This window comes from Nonomuraea sediminis, assembly GCF_018531495.1.
Classification (GTDB): domain Bacteria; phylum Actinomycetota; class Actinomycetes; order Streptosporangiales; family Streptosporangiaceae; genus Nonomuraea; species Nonomuraea sediminis.
In genome coordinates this window covers 1-17605 of record NZ_JAHDTI010000032.1, presented here as the reverse complement: position 1 = coordinate 17605, position 17605 = coordinate 1, and the positions used below count along the sequence as shown (strand labels likewise).

20 protein-coding genes are annotated in these 17605 nt (G+C 70.3%); 17 read left to right on the top strand and 3 right to left on the bottom strand.

What is annotated here, in order from left to right:
• Window positions 1–233 precede the first annotated feature (233 nt).
• Together KIK09_RS56850 and KIK09_RS56845 are read left to right on the top strand one after the other, a co-directional pair.
• Window positions 234–935: a ParA family protein gene (locus KIK09_RS56850; RefSeq protein ID WP_214327910.1), complete on the top strand. Its 702-nt coding sequence runs from the start codon at window positions 234–236 to the stop codon at window positions 933–935.
• Window positions 936–954: 19 nt separating this feature from the next.
• A complete protein-coding gene (locus KIK09_RS56845; protein WP_214327909.1) occupies window positions 955–1785 on the top strand; it encodes a type 2 periplasmic-binding domain-containing protein in 831 nt (276 codons plus the stop codon).
• Between the two features lie 45 nt (window positions 1786–1830).
• On the opposite strand, the gene KIK09_RS56840 is transcribed toward KIK09_RS56845, so the two are convergent.
• Window positions 1831–2325, bottom strand: a complete 495-nt coding sequence (locus KIK09_RS56840; RefSeq protein WP_214327908.1) for a hypothetical protein — start codon at window positions 2323–2325, stop codon at window positions 1831–1833.
• A 545-nt stretch (window positions 2326–2870) separates the two neighbouring features.
• On the opposite strand from KIK09_RS56840, the gene KIK09_RS56835 reads away from it, so the two are divergent.
• From KIK09_RS56835 to KIK09_RS56775, 14 genes are all read left to right on the top strand, one after another.
• On the top strand, window positions 2871–3386 hold the full coding sequence (locus KIK09_RS56835) for a hypothetical protein (protein WP_214327907.1): 516 nt from the start codon (window positions 2871–2873) through the stop codon (window positions 3384–3386).
• Window positions 3387–3516: 130 nt separating this feature from the next.
• Window positions 3517–5196 carry a DNA cytosine methyltransferase gene (locus tag KIK09_RS56830; RefSeq protein WP_214327906.1) on the top strand — a complete coding sequence of 560 codons (1680 nt, stop codon included), beginning with the start codon at window positions 3517–3519 and terminating at the stop codon, window positions 5194–5196.
• 214 nt (window positions 5197–5410) lie between these two features.
• Window positions 5411–5539, top strand: coding sequence for a hypothetical protein (locus KIK09_RS59830; protein WP_275956624.1), 129 nt, complete (start codon window positions 5411–5413; stop codon window positions 5537–5539).
• A 341-nt stretch (window positions 5540–5880) separates the two neighbouring features.
• Entirely contained in the window at window positions 5881–6423 is a 543-nt protein-coding gene (locus KIK09_RS56825) for a DUF6349 family protein (protein WP_214327905.1), read from the top strand.
• Between the two features lie 14 nt (window positions 6424–6437).
• Entirely contained in the window at window positions 6438–7802 is a 1365-nt protein-coding gene (locus tag KIK09_RS56820) for a deazapurine DNA modification protein DpdA family protein (RefSeq protein WP_214327904.1), read from the top strand.
• A gap of 113 nt (window positions 7803–7915) precedes the next feature.
• Window positions 7916–8134, top strand: a complete 219-nt coding sequence (locus tag KIK09_RS56815) for a hypothetical protein (RefSeq protein ID WP_214327903.1) — start codon at window positions 7916–7918, stop codon at window positions 8132–8134.
• 892 nt (window positions 8135–9026) lie between these two features.
• Entirely contained in the window at window positions 9027–9644 is a 618-nt protein-coding gene (locus KIK09_RS56810) for a hypothetical protein (protein ID WP_214327902.1), read from the top strand.
• Window positions 9645–10497: 853 nt separating this feature from the next.
• Window positions 10498–10902 carry a hypothetical protein gene (locus KIK09_RS56805; protein WP_214327901.1) on the top strand — a complete coding sequence of 135 codons (405 nt, stop codon included), beginning with the start codon at window positions 10498–10500 and terminating at the stop codon, window positions 10900–10902.
• Between the two features lie 190 nt (window positions 10903–11092).
• Window positions 11093–11461 (top strand): hypothetical protein, encoded by a 369-nt coding sequence (locus tag KIK09_RS56800; protein ID WP_214327900.1) that lies wholly within the window; start codon window positions 11093–11095, stop codon window positions 11459–11461.
• A 250-nt stretch (window positions 11462–11711) separates the two neighbouring features.
• On the top strand, window positions 11712–12578 hold the full coding sequence (locus KIK09_RS56795) for a hypothetical protein (protein WP_214327899.1): 867 nt from the start codon (window positions 11712–11714) through the stop codon (window positions 12576–12578).
• Window positions 12579–12713: 135 nt separating this feature from the next.
• Window positions 12714–13298: a hypothetical protein gene (locus KIK09_RS56790; protein WP_214327898.1), complete on the top strand. Its 585-nt coding sequence runs from the start codon at window positions 12714–12716 to the stop codon at window positions 13296–13298.
• Between the two features lie 146 nt (window positions 13299–13444).
• Complete coding sequence (locus tag KIK09_RS56785) at window positions 13445–14623, top strand: serine/threonine-protein kinase (RefSeq protein WP_214327897.1); 1179 nt, start codon at window positions 13445–13447, stop codon at window positions 14621–14623.
• 604 nt (window positions 14624–15227) lie between these two features.
• Entirely contained in the window at window positions 15228–15566 is a 339-nt protein-coding gene (locus KIK09_RS56780) for a DUF6247 family protein (protein ID WP_214327896.1), read from the top strand.
• Complete coding sequence (locus tag KIK09_RS56775) at window positions 15563–15811, top strand: hypothetical protein (RefSeq protein WP_214327895.1); 249 nt, start codon at window positions 15563–15565, stop codon at window positions 15809–15811. The genes KIK09_RS56780 and KIK09_RS56775 overlap by 4 nt, the downstream gene beginning before the upstream one ends.
• 7 nt (window positions 15812–15818) lie before the next feature.
• On the opposite strand, the gene KIK09_RS56770 is transcribed toward KIK09_RS56775, so the two are convergent.
• Complete coding sequence (locus tag KIK09_RS56770; RefSeq protein WP_214327894.1) at window positions 15819–16094, bottom strand: hypothetical protein; 276 nt, start codon at window positions 16092–16094, stop codon at window positions 15819–15821.
• Between the two features lie 99 nt (window positions 16095–16193).
• Between KIK09_RS56770 and KIK09_RS56765 the strand changes: the two genes are divergently transcribed.
• A complete protein-coding gene (locus KIK09_RS56765) occupies window positions 16194–16484 on the top strand; it encodes a GntR family transcriptional regulator (RefSeq protein WP_214327893.1) in 291 nt (96 codons plus the stop codon).
• Window positions 16485–16517: 33 nt separating this feature from the next.
• On the opposite strand, the gene KIK09_RS56760 is transcribed toward KIK09_RS56765, so the two are convergent.
• Window positions 16518–17605, bottom strand: a 1088-nt coding sequence (locus KIK09_RS56760; protein WP_308164883.1) for an NsdA family TPR-like regulatory protein, incomplete at its 5' end; no start/stop codon positions are given.

Genomic DNA, 17605 nt, shown 5'->3' with positions numbered 1-17605 from the left:
TTCAGCGGGGACTCATCGCGCAGTTGGGCAGCGCTCCCCAGCGCGACGTGCCGTGCAGGAACCGGGTTCATGGCGGCCGAGGTGCGGGTCTGGGACACTCACCACTGACAGGGTGGAATCACCGAGTGTTGATCTTGAGACCAATTGGTCTCAAGATCAACTTGGTTAATGCCGCCCGCATCCTCAGTCTTGATCGCAGCAGGCGTCAAGATCACAAACGATCGGAAGCTCCCATGAACGCCACCGCCCAGAGCGGCGCGCTCAGAACTGCCGCTCGCGCAGCTCGCAGCTACCTCGTCCCCATCATCAACGGCAAGGGCGGGGTCGGAAAGACCATGCTCACGCTCGGCCTGGCCGCCCACACGGCCAAAGCCAACGGCCGGGCCCTTGTCTGGGACACCGACCCCCAAGGTACGGCGCACCAGGTCACGAACGTACTCACCGACCCCGGTTACGAAGTCCGCCTCGATACCGACCCGGACCACATCGAGGAGATTCGCAGCCTCCACGACATCGACACCGTGTTCGCCGACTGCCCCGGCAGCCTCGAAGCAGACAAGATCTTGGCTCGCATCGTGAAGAACGCCACGTTCGTGCTCATCCCCTACGACCACGAATTCGAGTCTGTGCTCCCCACCATCCGCACCGCCAAGCGCGTGGCGGAAATGGGCGTGCCCTACGCCGCGGTCGTCACCAAGGCCGACCCTCAGGTAGGCGCCCAGCACGTTCTAGAGGCTTGGGAGACGCTCCAAGCCGAGGGCATCCCCCACTTCAGATCCTTCGTTCGCAAGTACCGCGCTTGGCCGAACAGCCTCAAGGCCGGGATACCCATCACCCGGTACAACGAGCGCTACGCACCCAAACTGCGCGAGGACCTGGCCGCCGTACATACCGAGCTGCTGCTGAACATCGGCCGCGCCAGCGCTCGCCGTTGAGCCGAAGGGGGCCCTACACGTGAGCAAGAACAGCAAGGGCTTTGATGCCCTCCTGGCCATGCGCGAGGAGCTGCCCGACCTCTCCCCAGACTGGGGCGAGAACCCAGAGGACACGCCGGCCGCTCCCCCGGCGCCGACCGAGTTCATGGGGCCTGGCCACCTGCCCGCACCCTACGAGGCCGCCGACGACGGCCCGCTCTCGGACGTCGAGCGCGAGCACCTCGCCGTGTGCGAGGCGGCTTTGGAGAACCTCCGTGTGGCCTACTGGGCTGCAGGTAAGGCGCTACAGGTCGTTCGGGACGGCCGCCTCTACCGCGAGGATTACGCCACCTTCGACGACTACACCGAGGCCGGGTGGGAGATGGGCCGAAGGCAGGCCGACCGGTTGATCGAGGCGTGGCCGCTGGCCGAGAAGCTCGCCATGGCTGGAATCAAGGCCAACGAGTCCCAGGTTCGGGAACTCCTCCCCCTGGCCGCCGAGCACGGCCAGGATGCCGCCTTGCTGGTTGGCCAAACCGTCGCTGAAAGCGTTGCTGTCCTCGAAGGAACGCGGATGACTGCGGCGATGCTCAAAGGTGCCGTAGGCGTCATCCCGCCGGGCCCGTTCGACTCCGAACAGGCAGTTGAGCAGATCCGCGCCTATCTGCACGGCGAGCAGCAGCCCGCCCCGTCGAGGACCCCCGACCGATGGGGGAAGACCACCGCGGCGGTCCTGGCGATACAGGAGCCCGCGCGCATGAGGCGGTTCGTCGACGAGGCTCGCCAGCGCCCCCAGGAGGCACAGGCGTTCATCTCGCAGATGCGCCAGCTCGCCGACCTCCTGGAGAAGGCCATCGAGCCAGGAACGTAACCCACTCCCCTAGTTGATCTTGAGACCAATTGGTCTCAAGATCAACTAGGGGATTTCTGCGCCCTCGGCATGCCAGGACGTCGGCAGTCCATCGCGCAGGAGCTCGCGGCGGGTGTGGACGTCGAGCACAGGGGAGGAGTCCCAGAACGGGCGAGCCGACCAGGCGGCGGCCGCCAACGGGACGCCGAGGTAGGCGACGCCGCGCCCGGGTGGCCAGGTAACCTCAGCCGCCCTGCCCGCCGGCCCCGGGCACGCCCAGGCGTGCGGGACTGCAAACCGCGTGCTTCCGGTGTCGACGAGGGCCAGGCCCTCCACGTACACCCAACCGCGCGCCGCGGCGATCTCGGCCGCGTTCGCGTAGCAGAACTGAGCCGGGCCGCACTCGACGCCGACCGGCAGGGCCGCCGGGGCGAACCACTCACCAAGGTCGAGCAACAGGCCATAGAGCGAGCCGTACCGGTCGCCGGACATCGGGGGAGACAGCGCCGACCACGCGCGCAGCGTGTCCACCAACTCCTGTTGGTCCTTGGTCAGCACCACGGCGCCACCATATGCCGCAGGGCTCGCCGACCTCGGATCTACATCGTAAAGGCGTGAGCGATCTTGTCCCCCATGGGGGACAACGCCTCGGCCGCGTAGGGGAAGGACTGTCGGCCCTGCGGGCCGATGCGGGGGCGCTGCCCCCAGCTCCCCCACCCCTCGCCGGGGAGGCAGGCTCCAGGATGACCGGGGCCGGGGCGGATCTGCAAGATCGTAGGTGGTGCCGTCCGGGGTCGTGGTCATCCCGCCACCTGACCCCAAGGGGCTACCACAGGAACCCGGGGCCCCCAAGTCCCAAACCCGGGGACTTGGCCGCCCCGGAACCCTGCGGTAGTGCGAGCATCAGGCGACGGGATGACCACGAGGCCCCCGGACTGTGTGGGTTGAAACCCCCACCGGGGCAGGGCAGCGCACGCGACCGAAAGGTAAAACCCCAGTTCAGAAGGCTGATCGAGGGTTACGCAGAGTCAGTATCGGGTAGACTGTTGAATAGAAGGGCGAGTCGGACACCCGCCCCCGCACCACCCGCGAAGAGGGAGAACGCCGTGGAGAACGCCAAGCGAGCGATTCGGGCCACCGAGGCCGTGACGATCTACAGCCGCACCCACTACACGGGAGCCAGCGCCGAGGACGGTGCAGACTTCGCGCTGGTAGCCCGCGACCTGATCGCCGACCTGTGCCACGCCCTCGAAGCGCGCGGCCTGGACGCTGGTGAGTCCGTAGCTGAGGCATACAGCCGCTACGCCGAGGAAGACGACGCCGAGATCCTGCGGCAGATCAACAGTTCAGGCCACCGCGCCCGCAGCGTCCGGTACATCCTCGACCATCTGGCGAGCCAGCTCGACGCCTACGACGCCACGAGCGCCGCTGCCGTCGACAGGTCGCTGTCGTTCGACCGCCGGGCCGCTGCAGACATCGAGCTGGTGGAGAAGGCGCACGACGCGGTCAGCACCGCCGACGACCTCATGCACGCCCTCAGGGGCCTGATCACGGCCAAGGACGACGAGCCCGCAGAACGGGCCCAGAACCAGGCTCGTGCTCGACACCTGAGCAGAAGGTAAAACCCCTGTTCGTGGCCCGATTTCAGGGTTTCACGCATCGTTAAATCGGGTAGACTGTTGAATAGAAAGGGGGGCGGGCCGGACACCCGCCCCCCGCACCACCCGCGAAAGAAAGATCGAAAGGACGCACATGCTCGACCTCATGGACTGGTTCTGCGGAGCAGGCGGCAGCAGCCAGGGCGCGCACGCGGTTCCCGGCGTCCGGGTCACCCGGGCCGCCAACCACTGGGAGAAGGCCATCGAGAGCCACTCGGTGAACTTCCCCGAGACCGACCACTACCTCGGCGACATCCGGACCGCGCCGGTCGAGCGCTGGCCGGTGGCCGATCTGTTCTGGGCCTCGCCGGAGTGCCCGCAGTGGTCGGCCGCCCGGGGCAAGAAGCGCGACTTTGACATGACGCTGCAGGGCGAGCTGTTCGGGCCCGAGCGCGACGAGGAGGCCGAGCGCAGCCGGGCCCTGATGGAGGAGGTGCCCATGTACCTCCGGGGTGTCATCGCCCGAGGAGGCCGCGTGCGGGCCGGGGTCGTCGAGAACGTCGTCGACGTCCGGGCGTGGGACCAATGGAACCGGTGGATCGGGGAGATTCGCGCCCTCGGCTACCGGACCCGCGTGATCGCCATCAACAGCATGCACGCCCAGCCCGCGCGCACCCCCGCCGCGCCGCAGAGCCGGGACCGGCTGTACGTGGCCTACTGGGATGAGGCCCTCGGCCGGGATCCCGCCTGGAACAAGTGGTTGCGGCCGCTGGCCTACTGCCCCGTCTGCCGGGAGACCGTGCAGGCCGTCCAGGTGTTCAAGACCCCCGGCGCGGACATGGGCCGCTACCGCCAGCAGTACGTCTACAAGTGCCCCCGGGTGAGCTGCCGCAACCAGGTCCTAGAGCCGCCCGTGCTCCCGGCGGCCGCCGCGATCGACTGGAGCCTGACCGGCCAGCGCATCGGCGACCGCGACCGGCCGCTCGCCGACAAGACCATGGCCCGCATTGAGGCCGGACTACGCCGCTACGCCGTCGTCCCGGAGTTCGCCGAGGCGAGCTGTCAGCCGCTCATGGTGCCCGCCGGGGGCACGTGGCGCGACGAGGCGACGCCGGTAAGCGCGCCCATGAGCACCAGGACGACGCGGGAGAACGACGGCCTGGCCATCCCCGCGCCCTTCCTGGCGTTGCTGCGCTCCGACCGGCCGCGCACGATCGGGATGGACGAGCCCCTCGCGACCGTCGTAGCGGACGGCAGTAATCACGCCTTGGTGGTGCCGCCGCTCATGATCCCGATGGAGGGGCGCGACGGGAAGGAGGCCGCCCCCGCCTCCCTGCCGCTCCGTACCCAGACCGCCCGCAACGAGACCGGCGTCGCGTTCCTGCCCTTCGTGGCCGAGCTGCGCGGAGGATCCTCCGACGCCCGCCCGGTCAGCGAGGCCCTGGCCACCGTCACCGCCAGCGGCAATCACCACGGTCTCGTCACCCCGCCCGGCACCTCGGCAGCGCTCTGGCAAACCCTGCTCGCGCCCTACTACGGCAACGGCCAGGCCCGCCCCGTCGCCGAGCCCATCGGCACCCTGTCGACCCGCGACCGCTACGCCGTGGTGCGCGGCGCGGCCGAGCTCGACATCGCCGACGTGCAGTTCCGGATGCTGGAGCCCCACGAAGTCGGCGCGGCGATGGCGTTCGGCAAGAGCTACGTCGTGGTCGGCAACAAGCGCCAGCGCGTACGGCAGTACGGCAACGCGGTCACTCCGCCGGTAGCCGAGATCATCGTCTCGGCCCTGGTCGAGGCCGTCACAGGCGAGGACATCGAGCGCTGGCCGAACTGATCCACCCCGGGGCCCGGTCACCACGCCGGGCCCCACCCTCCGCAGAGCGCCACCCTCACGCCCCTGGACACGACGAAGGCGGCCGATGAACCACCGCCCCGCCGAAGCCGGACGACAGTCGGACACACCGGCCGCCGAGAGTCCACCCGCGAAGGAGGACACAGCCCCAGGTTAGCAACGCCAGTAACCAGCAGGAGAAGGAAGGACGGACGACATGACCGCCAAGAAGCCGGACACCGAGGACGCCACCGAGCCCAAGCCCGGGGCCTACTGCTGGGTCTGCGACGCCGACGACCACAGCACGAACCCCGCGACGTGCGCCGTCTGGGTCGCCGGGCCGTAGAAGGCTCCCAGACCAGCCACACCCGCCAAAAGATCTAGAAGAATCCCAGCTCAAAGGCGTGATCCACGGTTTCAAGCAAGCAGTATCGGGTAGACTGTTGAATAGAAGGGGGCGGGCCGGACACCCGCCCCCGCACCACCCGCGAGAACGCGATCGAGTTCTGAGGGCCCGGGGGAGGGCGGGCGCCGGCGCGGCCCCGCGGCGCCTCCGCGCCGTCGTCGGGGCATCGAGCCCCGGCGCCGCCGAAGGCGCGGCCCTCTCCCGCCGTACCGCGTACTCGAGCACTCGCCTCGGCCCGGACAGCCGAGACCCCACCCGCGAAGCACCAGAAAGGCACGCCCATGCTCACGGGCAGCACCACCACGGACACCCAGGAGCCGCGCGGCACCCGCGCCCGACTCGCCGCCATCCATGCCGCGCCGCAGCCAGCACGCCGGGGGATGTGGGAGATCAGTTACGGGCACCCCGCCGAGCTCACCGATGCCTGCCGCCCGACCGTGCTTTCTCGCGTGGTCGACGAGCCCACCTGGCACCAACTCCACCGCGGCGCATGCCTCGGCTGCGACTACGAGGGCCCCGAGCGCCGCCGGAACAACGAGGCCACCGAGGACGCGCACGATCACGCCTGGCCGACGTGGCGCGCCCTGCCCGTCGTCAGCCCGCCAGCCGCCGCCGCCGACTACCGGCCCGTTCTCCGCGAGCGCTGGCAGGCCGAGGTGACGCGGGCCTACCCCGCCGGGTGGTTCACCTCGGGCGGCCCCCTGGTCATCTACCGCCCCGAGGACGGACGGCACCGGCCCGGCGGAGCCCCCGGCGGCGGCTACGAGATCGTCGTACGGCAGGCCGAGCCGAGTCAGCAGTCCGAGCAGCCGACCCTCTTCTGACGAGGCCGGATCTCATGATCTACGAAGAGGAAGAGCTGAACTTCTACCTCGGCACCCACCGGGAGCGGTGGCTGATCACCGCTCCCTTGGATGTCTCCCTGTTCATCTCACACCGCGTGCTGGCCCGCCGGGCGACGTTGCCTCGGGCACCCCTCGGCCGCCACTACGCCATAGACTCCGGCGCCTTCACCGAGCTATCGCTGTACGGCGGCGAGTTCCGCACGAGCCCGGAGGAGTACGTGCGGGCCCTGGCTCGCTATGACGACGAGATCGGCGATATCGCGTGGGCGGCGCCTCAGGATTGGATGTGCGAGCCCTTCATACTGGCCAAGACCGGCTTGACCGTGGCCGAGCACCAGCGGCGGACCGTCGAGAACTTCGTGACGCTGACCGCGTTGTGGGAAGAGCAGGGAGCCCCCGGCGACTGCCCCGTCATGCCAGTCATTCAGGGTTGGCAGCTTGACGACTACCTGCGGTGTGTCGAACTGTACGAGCAGCACGGCGTACGGCTCGCCAAGGACTACCCCGTGGTCGGGGTCGGGTCGGTCTGCCGCCGCCAGGGCACCGCCGAGATCGGCGAGATCTTCCGCACGCTGGCCCGCCTCGATCTCCCATTGCACGGGTTCGGGGTGAAGATCGCTGGGCTCCGGCAGTACGGCCGGTGGCTCACCTCGGCCGACTCCATGGCCTGGAGTTTTCAAGGCCGCCGAACACCGACCGCTTGCGGGTCGAGCACGCACAAGAACGAGGCCAACTGTCAGTCCTTCGCGCTGACGTGGTTGCAACGCGTCTGGAAGGCGGCCGCGCGGCCGCAGTGGGATCAACGCGACCTGTTCGAGGTGCCCGAGCCCGTCGAGACCGAGCTGTATGGCGCGGCCGCCGGCTCCGGGACAATGGGGCTCGTGAGCTTGGTGACGTTGGGCGAGTGGGCGGCGAAGGTCGGCCGCGCCGAGACGGCGGTCCGGAACCATCTGACGGACGCCCCTGGCTTCCCCGCCCCGAAGGGGACCAGGCCCCGGGAGGGGTCCGGCACGCCGTACGAGGAGTACGAGGAGAGCGAGCTCGACGCGTGGCTGAAGGCGTGGGAGACCAAGCACGCTCCCGCCCGCTACGAGGTCCCCGGCGACCCGGGGGAGTACCGGACCCTCGGCGCGATCGCCAAGCTGTTGGGCGTCGACGGCAAGACGGTCACGCAGTATCGCGCGCTGCTCGACCAGCACGCCGCTCATGAAGACCGGGGAGCTCGCCGGTTCTACCGGACCGGCGATGTGGTCGAGGTCCTCAACAGCCGCAAGGGGTTCGGGGTCGCGCTCGACCCCGCCCGCGACCGCCGCCGTACGGCGGCCGCCGACGATGGGCCAGGGGCTCCAAGCGCCTGACTACCGTACGTAGCAGCCGTTAGCGTCAGGTGATGGACCCTGATGCTTCCCCCGGGCCCGAAGCCGCCAAAGGCTCCCCACCCACCCCCGCCGCGCAGGCCGGGTGCGCCTGCTTGTCCCTGCTCGTGCTCGCCGCCGCGGTGTTCGTCGGCATCATCGCGGCCGCAGCAGACCCGGCGGCCGCCGGCCGGACCTTCCTCGCACTCGGGGCGGGCTGTGGCCTGCTCGCCGCACTCTCGGTCGCGACAGGCCACAAGCAGGCGGCATGGCTCGGCGGCCTGGCAGCGCTCGCCTTCCTCTGCGTCGGCGCGATTGCCGTGTTCGGCACCTGAATCGAGCCTGATTCCAGCAAACCGTTCGCGCTGCCGTTCGCGCTGCCGTTCGCGCTGCCATTCGCGCTGCCATTCCCGCTGCTGTTCCTGCGGCTGTTCCTGCGGCTGTTGCGTTACCCGTTCGCGCGGCCGTTCGCGCCGCGATGGAGACGGGGATGACGCTGAGACTGGGTACACGCGGGTAGAGTGCTAGATGGATGTGCGGGTTCTATTGCAATAGATCCCGCTACGCCATGCGGGGAGGGCCCCGCGGCGGGGTGTTGGTTGGCGCCGTGTCCCACCACGAGACCCTCTGGGAGCGGGCCCGGCCTACATGCCGGGCTCGATCCAGTCCGAGATCCACTCGACCGCCACGAGCGCCACTCGCACGCCGACGTAGATCACCTTCCAGACCTTCCGCATCCTGCGTCCGCTCTCGTCCATAGCGGCTCCCCGCCTTTCCTCTGGTCCCCATGGATATGGGTGGGGGGTGGAGGAGACCCGGGACCTGTAGGCCTCCATGGATCACCCACAGAGCCCCGTACGGCACGAGCCGAGGCCAAGAACGTTCGCATGGCAAACTCTAGTTTGTGGCGGGACATGGCGCGCGCACCTATGACGCTAAATGACTGCATCACCGCAGGTCAGACGCTAAATGCATGCTAATAGCCTGAGCTTTGAAAACGAGCTCTGAGCAGTGCAAGAAGTGGCCGATTCGGGTCGATTTCACTGCCCGAAAAAATCTTGAAAAAGTCATTCTCGGCGTCGCGCCACAACTCCACTTATGACCCATTCGGCAACAAAAAGGGCATCCGCGTCTTGGTGTGAACGGGGGGACCCCTTCGGGTCGGAGATCCCTTGACCCCGACCGCTCCCGAATGTGAGTTCGACTCTCGGGAGTACGATGCGCAGCATGACCGACCTGCCCGCTGTACGGCTCCCGCCCGACAATGCGGGCCAGCTGCACGCCCGTCGCATCCTGCCCGATGGCACCCGCCAGGTCTGCGTGTCTTGGGTCGAGACGGAGAAGGGTTGGACGGGCGGACTTGTCGAGCGCGGACCCGAGTGGCTCGCCGAAGACCAGGTTGAATATCTCCCCGGTCAGCGCTACCCCGCCTACGAGCAGTTCGCGGATGGGACTGCGGACGCAGGCGCGCAGGATGCTCCGCTCCCGCCGGCCTGGCCCCCGCAGGTTCGACCGCCCGGCGCGCCGGACTGGCAGGCCAGCGCGGTTGCCTGGCTGCTGGAGGCGTTGCCGCCCGACTTCCGCGCCCACCCGGTGTTGCGAGACTTTCCGCTCGCCCTGGCATGGATGGCGACGCGCCACACCGAGTTCGCCACCGACGCCGCCCGCGCTGGCTACCGCTCCGCCGCCATTGACCTCAAGCCGCACCTGTCGGCCGAGGCGATCGAGCGGGTACACGACACCTACCGGGCGGAGGGGCGGCGCCTGGTTGAGCTGGCGCGGGCTATCGATGCGGTAACGCGCGAGCTGATGCGCGATCCCGGAGCGATCCCGTCACACCGCTAATCCAGTCCCCGTTGCTGCCGGATTCGGCAAGAACCGAGGTAGGCTACAAATGTTCCACTAGGCACATGACTACTAGGCATATGTCTAGCGGCTCATAGCCTGAACAGCCGAAACGCTCCGCACGACACCGGCCAAGATGAGATGCGGAGCGCTCGGGTTATTCAGAAGTGCGAGGGTCCGGGGTTACCCGGACCCTCAGCCATTTACCCACCAGTCCAGCCAGATCAGCACCGCCCTGATGATGAGCGGCACGATTTCTCGCAGGTCCGGCAGTGACTTCCGCCATCGCTCCATGTCGGTGGCCTCTCTCTCAGGGGCCCGGGGGAAGGGCCCGGTTCGGTCAACCCCCCCGGGGGCGACTGACCGGCTGCGAGAGCCGCATGGATTGGTAGCAGTGAGATAAATGGTAGGCGGCGGCGGCGGATAGCGCGTGCGGGCATCAATGCGTCACCGCACGTCAAAGGCGTCTTGGTAGCCTTTGTATATACCAAGAGTTCCATACTCTGACCTCGCCGAATATCCACTACCTCGAATCGATGTAAAGTCCGCAGAGATCATGCACCCGAAAAAATGTGACTTGTATCACACGCCTCCTCGGGTGCGTCGATTCCTCTTATCGGCGCCCTGGCGGAGTCTTACCCGACAGTGCATCAATTCTGTCCGGTATAAAACGATCTTCGCAAGGCTCTGACCTGCGGAAACGTCTTCACGCCGGAAAGCGGAGTCGCCGAGGGAGGAGAAAAGTCCGATTCATCCCGTTTTTCGCGTCCGAATATGCAACCCGAGTGCATAGACATGCATGAGTGACGGGTGAGGCTTGCCGGGCCCAAGGTGCGCGCGGATCATGGCGGGCATGGGCTACAAGCGAGGGGATGCGGTCCGCGTCAACCACCACGGCGCCCGGCGCGATGCCGTCGGGGTGGTCGAGTCGAGCGCGTGGGATGGCACCTACACCGTGCGCGTAGGAGGGCGCACCCTGCGCGGCGTGCGCGCCGAGCAGCTCGGCGCCGAATCCCGCCCCTTCTGGACCAAGCCCAGCGAGGCGGCCGCCGCGCCGCGCCCCTTCTGGGCACGTCCCCCTCGGCCCGCGCCCACCGCCGACCCTTCCCCCGCGCCGTTTTGGGCCCGCCCCCGCCGTACCGCCGACCAGCCCGCCGAGAGGGCACCGGGCGTCAGCGCAGCGAGCTGGCTGCTCTCCCGCGCCAGGAAGGCCAGCCCGCGCCGGCCGAGCCAGGCACCGCCGCTGTGGGACGAGTGAAGCCCGCCCCAGCGGCCGCCAGAGGAGGAGCCTTCAGCCGTTGAGCGGCGGCTCGTCCAGCCGACACGAGCCGACCTCGGGGTCATACCACTGTCCAGGCCCGCAGGTGGGCTGTGCAGCCTTGGTTACGGGAGGCTCGCTCGGCCCGCCGACCGGCACGCACTTCCCCGCGACCTTCTCAAAGCCCGCCTTGCAGCGCCTCGGAGGCCGCGGGGTCGCCGTCACCCGCACGCGCTTCGTCACGGTCACCGTGGGCACCGACGTGGTCCGCGGCGTAGACCGCGAACGCGTCGGCCTCGGCGACGTCGAGGGCGACGTCGAGGGCGAGGGCGAGCGCGGCCGCGCGCTCGGGCTCGCGTGGGGGGACGACACCGCTGTCGCGCTGGCCCGGGCCGAGACGGTCACCGTGACCACTGGCCCGGGCGAGGTGGCCGCCTCGCCCGGGGAATCGAGCAGCCGCCACGGCTTCACCCCTAGGACCAGGCCGATCGCGGCCGCCAGGAGGACGAGGCCGGCGAGCAGCTTCACCATGGGCGGCCTCGGCGGGTCTGGCTCATAGAACGACGGTGGCCCCAGCGGGCTGGACCGCCGCCGGGATGAGGGCGGGTCGTCGTAGCGGTCTAAGTCGTCGTCGCCTTCGGTCACGGACCGGATCTTACGACTGGGGAGCGGGCCGACTCGTCACCATTCCCGTAGATATAGGCCATTTCCGCTGGTCACAGATCTACCTCTGCACCGCGCGTACCGCCCCGACCAGTGATCGGTTCGGCCACGCTGGGGGCACGTCAGGAGTGATCGAGGGAGACGCCATGCACGAGCACGACGACCCCAACCTCTCGACCCCGCCGCGACCGTGGCGCCGCGCGCCGTACGGCATGGGCCAATCGCCAGAGCCTGCCGACACAGGACCGCCGCCGAGCCCGCACGGCGGGCCGACCGACGAGGATGCCCGCGGCGCCGACGAGGGGCCCGTCGACGAGGGGCCGGTCGACGACGGAGGGCCGTACGTCCCGATGGACCCGCGGCGGTACTCCCCGCCGATGCCCCCCGGCGACGACGGGGACGACGGGGACGACGGCGCTTGGTACGGCCCGGACACTTCACGCATCGACTGGCGCGCGGTCGCCCCCGTGGCGGGCGTCCTGGCCGCCGCCGTGGGCCTGGCCATCTGGGCAGCCTGGCCGGACGCGCCCACCCAGGCGCAGGCGAGCCCAACACCCACGCCGGTTAAGACGCTGCGCTACGTCGACGAGGCCAAGCCGACGCCGCTCGACTCGGGGACGCCGTTCTTCGTGACCCCGAGGCCGACCTACACGAACTTGTTGGGCAAGACGCCGACCGCCAGCCCGGACCCGTTCGGCGCGCTCACCCCGGCGCCCACCCCGGGCAGCACGCACAAGCCGCGCGAGCAAGCCGGAGAAGGCGACGGCCGCCTGTCAGTCGAGCCCGACCGACCAGCCGCCGAGCAGCAGCAGGAGAAGCCGCGCACGACGAAGACGACCAAGCCCCGCAGCAAGGGAGACTCCGACCGGTCCGGCGCGACGAGCACCGGCCGAGGCAAGAGCAGCAGCGGCCGCGAGCTCGTGGACAAGAAGTGCGACGAGCTGTTCCCGCCGCACAAACCCGAGTTCGCTATCCGCAACCAGGCGTGCCACCAGATGTACGGCTCAGGCTGACCCCGAAGCCCGGACGTGAGCCCGGGCCGCTCGACGGCCACCAGGCCGCCGGCCAGGCGACCCGCCCGGCCATCACCGGCGGGAGCCGGATCAATGAAGTTTGCAAACTTACTCGCCGCCGGTCAGGATAGACCCATGCCTGCAGCAACCACACCGGTTCAGGCCCGCGTCTCCTACGGCACCCGCGCCCGCCTGGCGGAGCACCTGGCCGCCGAGAAGAACGCGCGGCGCGCGCTCATCGCCGAGCGGTTCCCCGTCGACCCGGAGGCGCCGGCCGCCCAGCGCGCCCGGGTGCGCGCCGAGGCTCGCGCCTACCTGCAGGGCATGCGCCAGCGCGGCGAGCTGTGCGACTCGGTCGACGTGCTGATGATGCACGCGGTCCGCGCCGAGCTGGGGGAGAGGGGATGGGACCACCCGTGGCCGCCGCCCCCGCCGACCGCGCCGCACTCCGGCCGCTGGCCGGGCAGCCTGGACGGGGCGTGGCCGGAGGTGATCCCCATCAGGTTGCCCGCCGAGCTCGCCGAGCGGCTGCAGGCGGCATGCGCGAACGTGAGCATGCCCGCGATCGTCGAGATTCGCGCGCTGCGGGACGCCAACCCCGGGCCGATCACGCCCGCCGATGGCGTGCTCTGGGAGCGCTATCAGGCGCTGGCCGCCAAGGTGATCACCCCTGGCGACGTTCTGCGGGCCGCCGTCGCCCGGGCGCTCCCGCACGACTGAGTCCGGCGTGAACAATAGTTTGCAAACTTGAAAATCGCAGGTCAGCGCGCTGGAGCCGGTTGCGAACTGTCGGTCGCAGGGCGTACGGTCGCAACCATCACCACCCAAGGGGACCGCGGTCCCATGAGAGCCGAACGGAGGCCTTGATGGCCGAGCACGAGCCAGAGGAGGCGCCCCCGTCGCCGGGGCCCGTCTACTACCGGTGGTGGTCTGAGGTGCCCTGGGGTCTGGCCAGCCGGAGCCAGCTCGCCGGCGCCGATCTGCCGCGCGAGCCTGGTGGGCCGGTGGTCGGCTACGTGGCGGGGGAGGACTGGCGCGGCAAGGACGCCGACATCCCGCTGTATCGCGTCACTGACTGCCCGCCGACCCGGGCCACCGCTGGTCAGCTCGCGGCGGCCGGGCGGCGCGCGACCACTACCGTGCGGGTGTGCGCTGACTGTGGGGCCCAGTGCCAACAGGGTCTCGCGGAGCGCGGGCTCAGGCCCCGGTGCGTGGCCTGCAACCACATCGCCCGCCTGATCGCCAAGCAGATCGGGCTGCGCGAGGGCCGTACGGCGCTGGCCGACTGGGCGCGCGACCTGCTCGACGACGACGCCACGGCGGTGGTCTGGGTCAACCTGCACGAGGCGCCGCGAACGGCGGCCGGGCGCGCACGCCCGCCGTTGGCCGCCCAGGTGCAGGCAGTTGACGGCACGGGCGGCCGGTTGCTCGACATCCTGGTACGGCTGGCCGGTCCGCGAACCTCCGGGGCTCCAGCGGACGCCGTACCAGCAGCCGAGGGGGCGGGAGCGCTGCGGGCCGCGCTCGACGGCCGCCGCCTGGTCGGCTGGGATGTCCGGCCGCTCGCCCCAGTGACGGACCGCCTTGCCGCCCTCGGCCAGCCCGTACAGTTCACCGCGCCGGACAGGCCGCGCCAGTTCGACCGGTTGCCCTCACCCGTGCGGGATCGGGTGGCGCTGTGGCGCGGGGAACTCGACCCCGTCACGGGCTGGCTGCGCCAGCCCTGGCCGCCGGGGACGGCTGACCGGCTATGGCTGACGCTGCGGCGGATCGCCGACACCTCGGCCACGGGCCGACCCGGGCTGAGCGCGCCGCCGGACCATCAGGTACAGCCGGGCCTGCGGGACGCGGTGCGGCTGACCATCACCGGGTCTGCCGCAGGGACCACCGGCGTGCTGGAGACGCTGACCCGCGCGGGCCGGCTGCAGCGTGCGGCCGCCACGGTGCCCGCGCGGGAAGAGGGGGACCGGCACGTGACGTACGTGATCGTCGAGGGCGGCGCGCTCGACCACAGCCAGGCCAGCGCGGGGGAGGTGCATGTCTGATGGTGCAGCTCCGGCTCATGGGCGACGACGGCGACCGGGTGCGTGGCTTTGAACGACCCTTCCGGCCCCAAGGGAACGAGTCTTCTGGCCCCAGTAGGCGATCTTGAGCGCGACCGACGAACGACTCTTTTGGCCCCAGGCTCGGCGCTACGTCATCAGTGGGGAGGCACTACCGCCGGGCCGTACCGGGTGCATGCCGAGCGGGTCGACGTCGACCCGGTGGCCGCCTCGCCGGCGCGGCGGCCGTCCTGCCGACGACCGCCCGCTCTCGGGGCAGGCTGACCCGCGGGCGCCAGGGCCTCGGACGAACCCGCCGATTCCGGCGTCCGCCCAGCTCCGGGGCCCTGCCGAGGCTACGGTCGCACCTCGTGACCGACCCCGCCCTCTGCCCGCACGAGGCAGCCGTACCGCTGGTCGACGACGACCAGGCCGCCCCCGCCGTGGTGTGCCTGTGCGGCGCCCGCTGGACCTGCCGCGAGCAGGTGCCCGCCGCCGTGGCGCTTCGTCTCGATACCCGCCTCGGTCCCGAAGCGTGGCCCCTGACGCCGCCACCGAGGGGCAGTAGGCTGAATCAGCACAGACCAGACGATCAGGAGGGCGCACCGTGTCAGCTCAGCCAGCCGAGCCCCACGGCCCCGGGTACGACCCTGACGACATCCTGAGCACACTGCCGCAGCAGTACCACGAGCGGTTCCTGAACGACTACCGCGCCGCCATGGTCGCGGCCGCGCACGAGACGTGGCGCTACCGCGAGCTGCAGCAGGTTCTCAAGCGCTGGCACTTGCGCGCGATCATGTACTCCCGCCCCGGTCACGACCAGCGCGCCGAGGATGCCCGCACCGGCTCCGGGGGTCCGTGGCTGGAGGCCGACCAGATCGAGAGCCCGTTCCCGGGCCGCACGCTCGCCGACGTATTCGCTGAGCGCGCCGGGGGCGCTGCGTGAACTTTCGCGTGATCTTCCACGCGACCGGATCAGCCGCCATCGTCGGCCTGCCTGAGGCCGCGTTCGTGTCTCTCCTTGAGGCCCTGGCCCGCGTCGGCGATGACCCGTTCAAGAACTCCAGCGCTGGTCAGCGCGATGATCCGAACTACCGGGAGGTCGAGTTCGGAGACGCTGGCCTCGCCGCGTTCTACGTCGACCGGCCCCGCCGTACCGTCTCGGTGTACGAGGTGGTCTGGGCGGGCTGAGCCCGCCTTACGCGGCGTCGCCGTCGAGCAGGTCGGCCCACAGTTCGCGGATGAGCGCGGCCGCCGTGCGGTGCGTCTCGAGCACCTGGTCGCCCTCGAATCGGCGAATCCACATCGCCCCGGCGCCGGCGATGAGCTCATAGCGGATCGTTCTGCACGAACAGGTCCACTCGATCACGTGCTCTCGCGGAACCTCGCAGCCAGGCAGGCCCCATTCGATCGCCCAGGCGGACGCCCGGGTGCGCGGGTGCGCGTAGTGGAGATCACCGGCAAGCCTGCTCATGATTTCCCAGCGTAGCTCTGTGGTTGGCAAATGTCTGTAGTTGTTTGCAGTCGTAGGCGGGCGAAGGGGCGCGTTGGCGGACATCTACGGTCCATGGTCATGACCGAGGAGCGCGAGGCCGCGAAGGTGGATCACGACGCCGCCATGCCGGTCTATCGGCAGCTCGCGGTGATCCTGCGTGACCAGATCGCCATGGGGCAGCTCCGGCCGGGCCGGGTGATCCCCACGGAGAAGGTCCTTATGGAGGAGCACGACCTCGGCCGCGACAGCGTGCGCAAGGCGCTCCGCGTGCTGCGCGAGGCTGGGCTGATCGAGGCAGTACAGGGCCGCGGGACCTTCGTCACCGAGCACGCCCAGGAGCGCGCGCAGGAACAGGCCAAGGGCAAGTGAACCCGCCGCCCCGGGCCGTACGGCCGGGGGCGGTCAGCTCGCCGAACGGTGGCGCTCGAGCAGCGAGGCCACCTCGGGCACCGCACGATGCACGGCAAGCCGTGCGATGACGTCCCGGGTCCGCGCGGCGGTGCGCGCGCTGGGCAGGTCGGCCGACAGGTCGAGCATCCGGTGTGCGGCGGCCGCCGCTTCCTCCGGCTCGCCCGCGTCGACCAGGGCGACCGCCAGCCACGACAGGTACAGCGCGAGCTCGCGCGTGTGAGCAGTGTCGTAGCGGCCGAGTACGTCGGTCAGCAGTGGGATTGCCCGCAGCGGCCTCCGTAGCTCGGTGTACACCCGCGCCTCCATGACCTGCAGCTCGCCGGCGTCGACCCAGTAGAAGAGCGCGGGTTCGTCGGCGGTCGCCGCATCGAGCGCGGCCGAGGCGTCGCCCAGCGCGCGCATGCTGGCCTGGCTGTCGCCCGCCCGGGCCGTGGCCCAGGCCAGGCGGTCGAAGGCGAGCGCGCGGGCCCGCCCCGAGGGCACCGGGGCCGCCGTGTCGAGGGCGGCCTGAGCCAGCCGTACACCCTCGGCCAGGTCGCCGCCGTTGGTGGTCTGGTAGGCCAGGGAGCCGAGGAGGTTCGACTCCACCAGCGCGGCGCCCGCCTCGCGGGCCGCGCTGACGCCCAGGCGGTAAGTGGCGGCCGCCCGGTCGACGTCCCCGGCGTCGCTGGCGATCCAGCCCGCGATCTGGGCGACCTCACCGATGAGCGCGAGCAACTCGCGGCCGACCTGGTCGGTGTGGCCGCCCCGGCGGTAGACCTGCACCGCGGCGTCGAGCTCGCGGAAGGCGGGGCCGATGAGGTCGCCGCCGGCGAGCACGTCGTCCGCCAGGCGGAGCGCGTGCACCCGGGCCGCCAGCGTCGCCACGGTGTCGGCGCCGACGCGGCGCCCGGTGTGGGCGGCGACCCTGGCCAGCACGTCACCGACCGGCGGCAGCTCGACCAGCGGCGAGGCCGGGGGAGCGGGGCGCGGCTGGTCGACGGCGAACAGTTCGCCCTCGGCGATGCCGAACGCCCTGGAGTACAGGGCTCGGTACAGCTCGCCGGGGGCGTGCTCGCCCTTCTCCCACCAGCGCACGT

What these genes read in the sequence shown, in the direction of transcription:
- KIK09_RS56825 (WP_214327905.1), top strand. Translation starts at nt 5,881, where the DNA reads ATGCTCACGGGCAGCACCACCACGGACACCCAGGAGCCGCGCGGCACC.
- KIK09_RS56785 (WP_214327897.1), top strand. Translation starts at nt 13,445, where the DNA reads ATGGCCGAGCACGAGCCAGAGGAGGCGCCCCCGTCGCCGGGGCCCGTC.
- KIK09_RS56770 (WP_214327894.1), bottom strand. Translation starts at nt 16,094, where the DNA reads ATGAGCAGGCTTGCCGGTGATCTCCACTACGCGCACCCGCGCACCCGG.
- KIK09_RS56820 (WP_214327904.1), top strand. Translation starts at nt 6,438, where the DNA reads ATGATCTACGAAGAGGAAGAGCTGAACTTCTACCTCGGCACCCACCGG.
- KIK09_RS56805 (WP_214327901.1), top strand. Translation starts at nt 10,498, where the DNA reads ATGGGCTACAAGCGAGGGGATGCGGTCCGCGTCAACCACCACGGCGCC.
- KIK09_RS56850 (WP_214327910.1), top strand. Translation starts at nt 234, where the DNA reads ATGAACGCCACCGCCCAGAGCGGCGCGCTCAGAACTGCCGCTCGCGCA.
- KIK09_RS56830 (WP_214327906.1), top strand. Translation starts at nt 3,517, where the DNA reads ATGCTCGACCTCATGGACTGGTTCTGCGGAGCAGGCGGCAGCAGCCAG.
- KIK09_RS56790 (WP_214327898.1), top strand. Translation starts at nt 12,714, where the DNA reads ATGCCTGCAGCAACCACACCGGTTCAGGCCCGCGTCTCCTACGGCACC.
- KIK09_RS56795 (WP_214327899.1), top strand. Translation starts at nt 11,712, where the DNA reads ATGCACGAGCACGACGACCCCAACCTCTCGACCCCGCCGCGACCGTGG.
- KIK09_RS56765 (WP_214327893.1), top strand. Translation starts at nt 16,194, where the DNA reads ATGACCGAGGAGCGCGAGGCCGCGAAGGTGGATCACGACGCCGCCATG.
- KIK09_RS59830 (WP_275956624.1), top strand. Translation starts at nt 5,411, where the DNA reads ATGACCGCCAAGAAGCCGGACACCGAGGACGCCACCGAGCCCAAGCCC.
- KIK09_RS56810 (WP_214327902.1), top strand. Translation starts at nt 9,027, where the DNA reads ATGACCGACCTGCCCGCTGTACGGCTCCCGCCCGACAATGCGGGCCAG.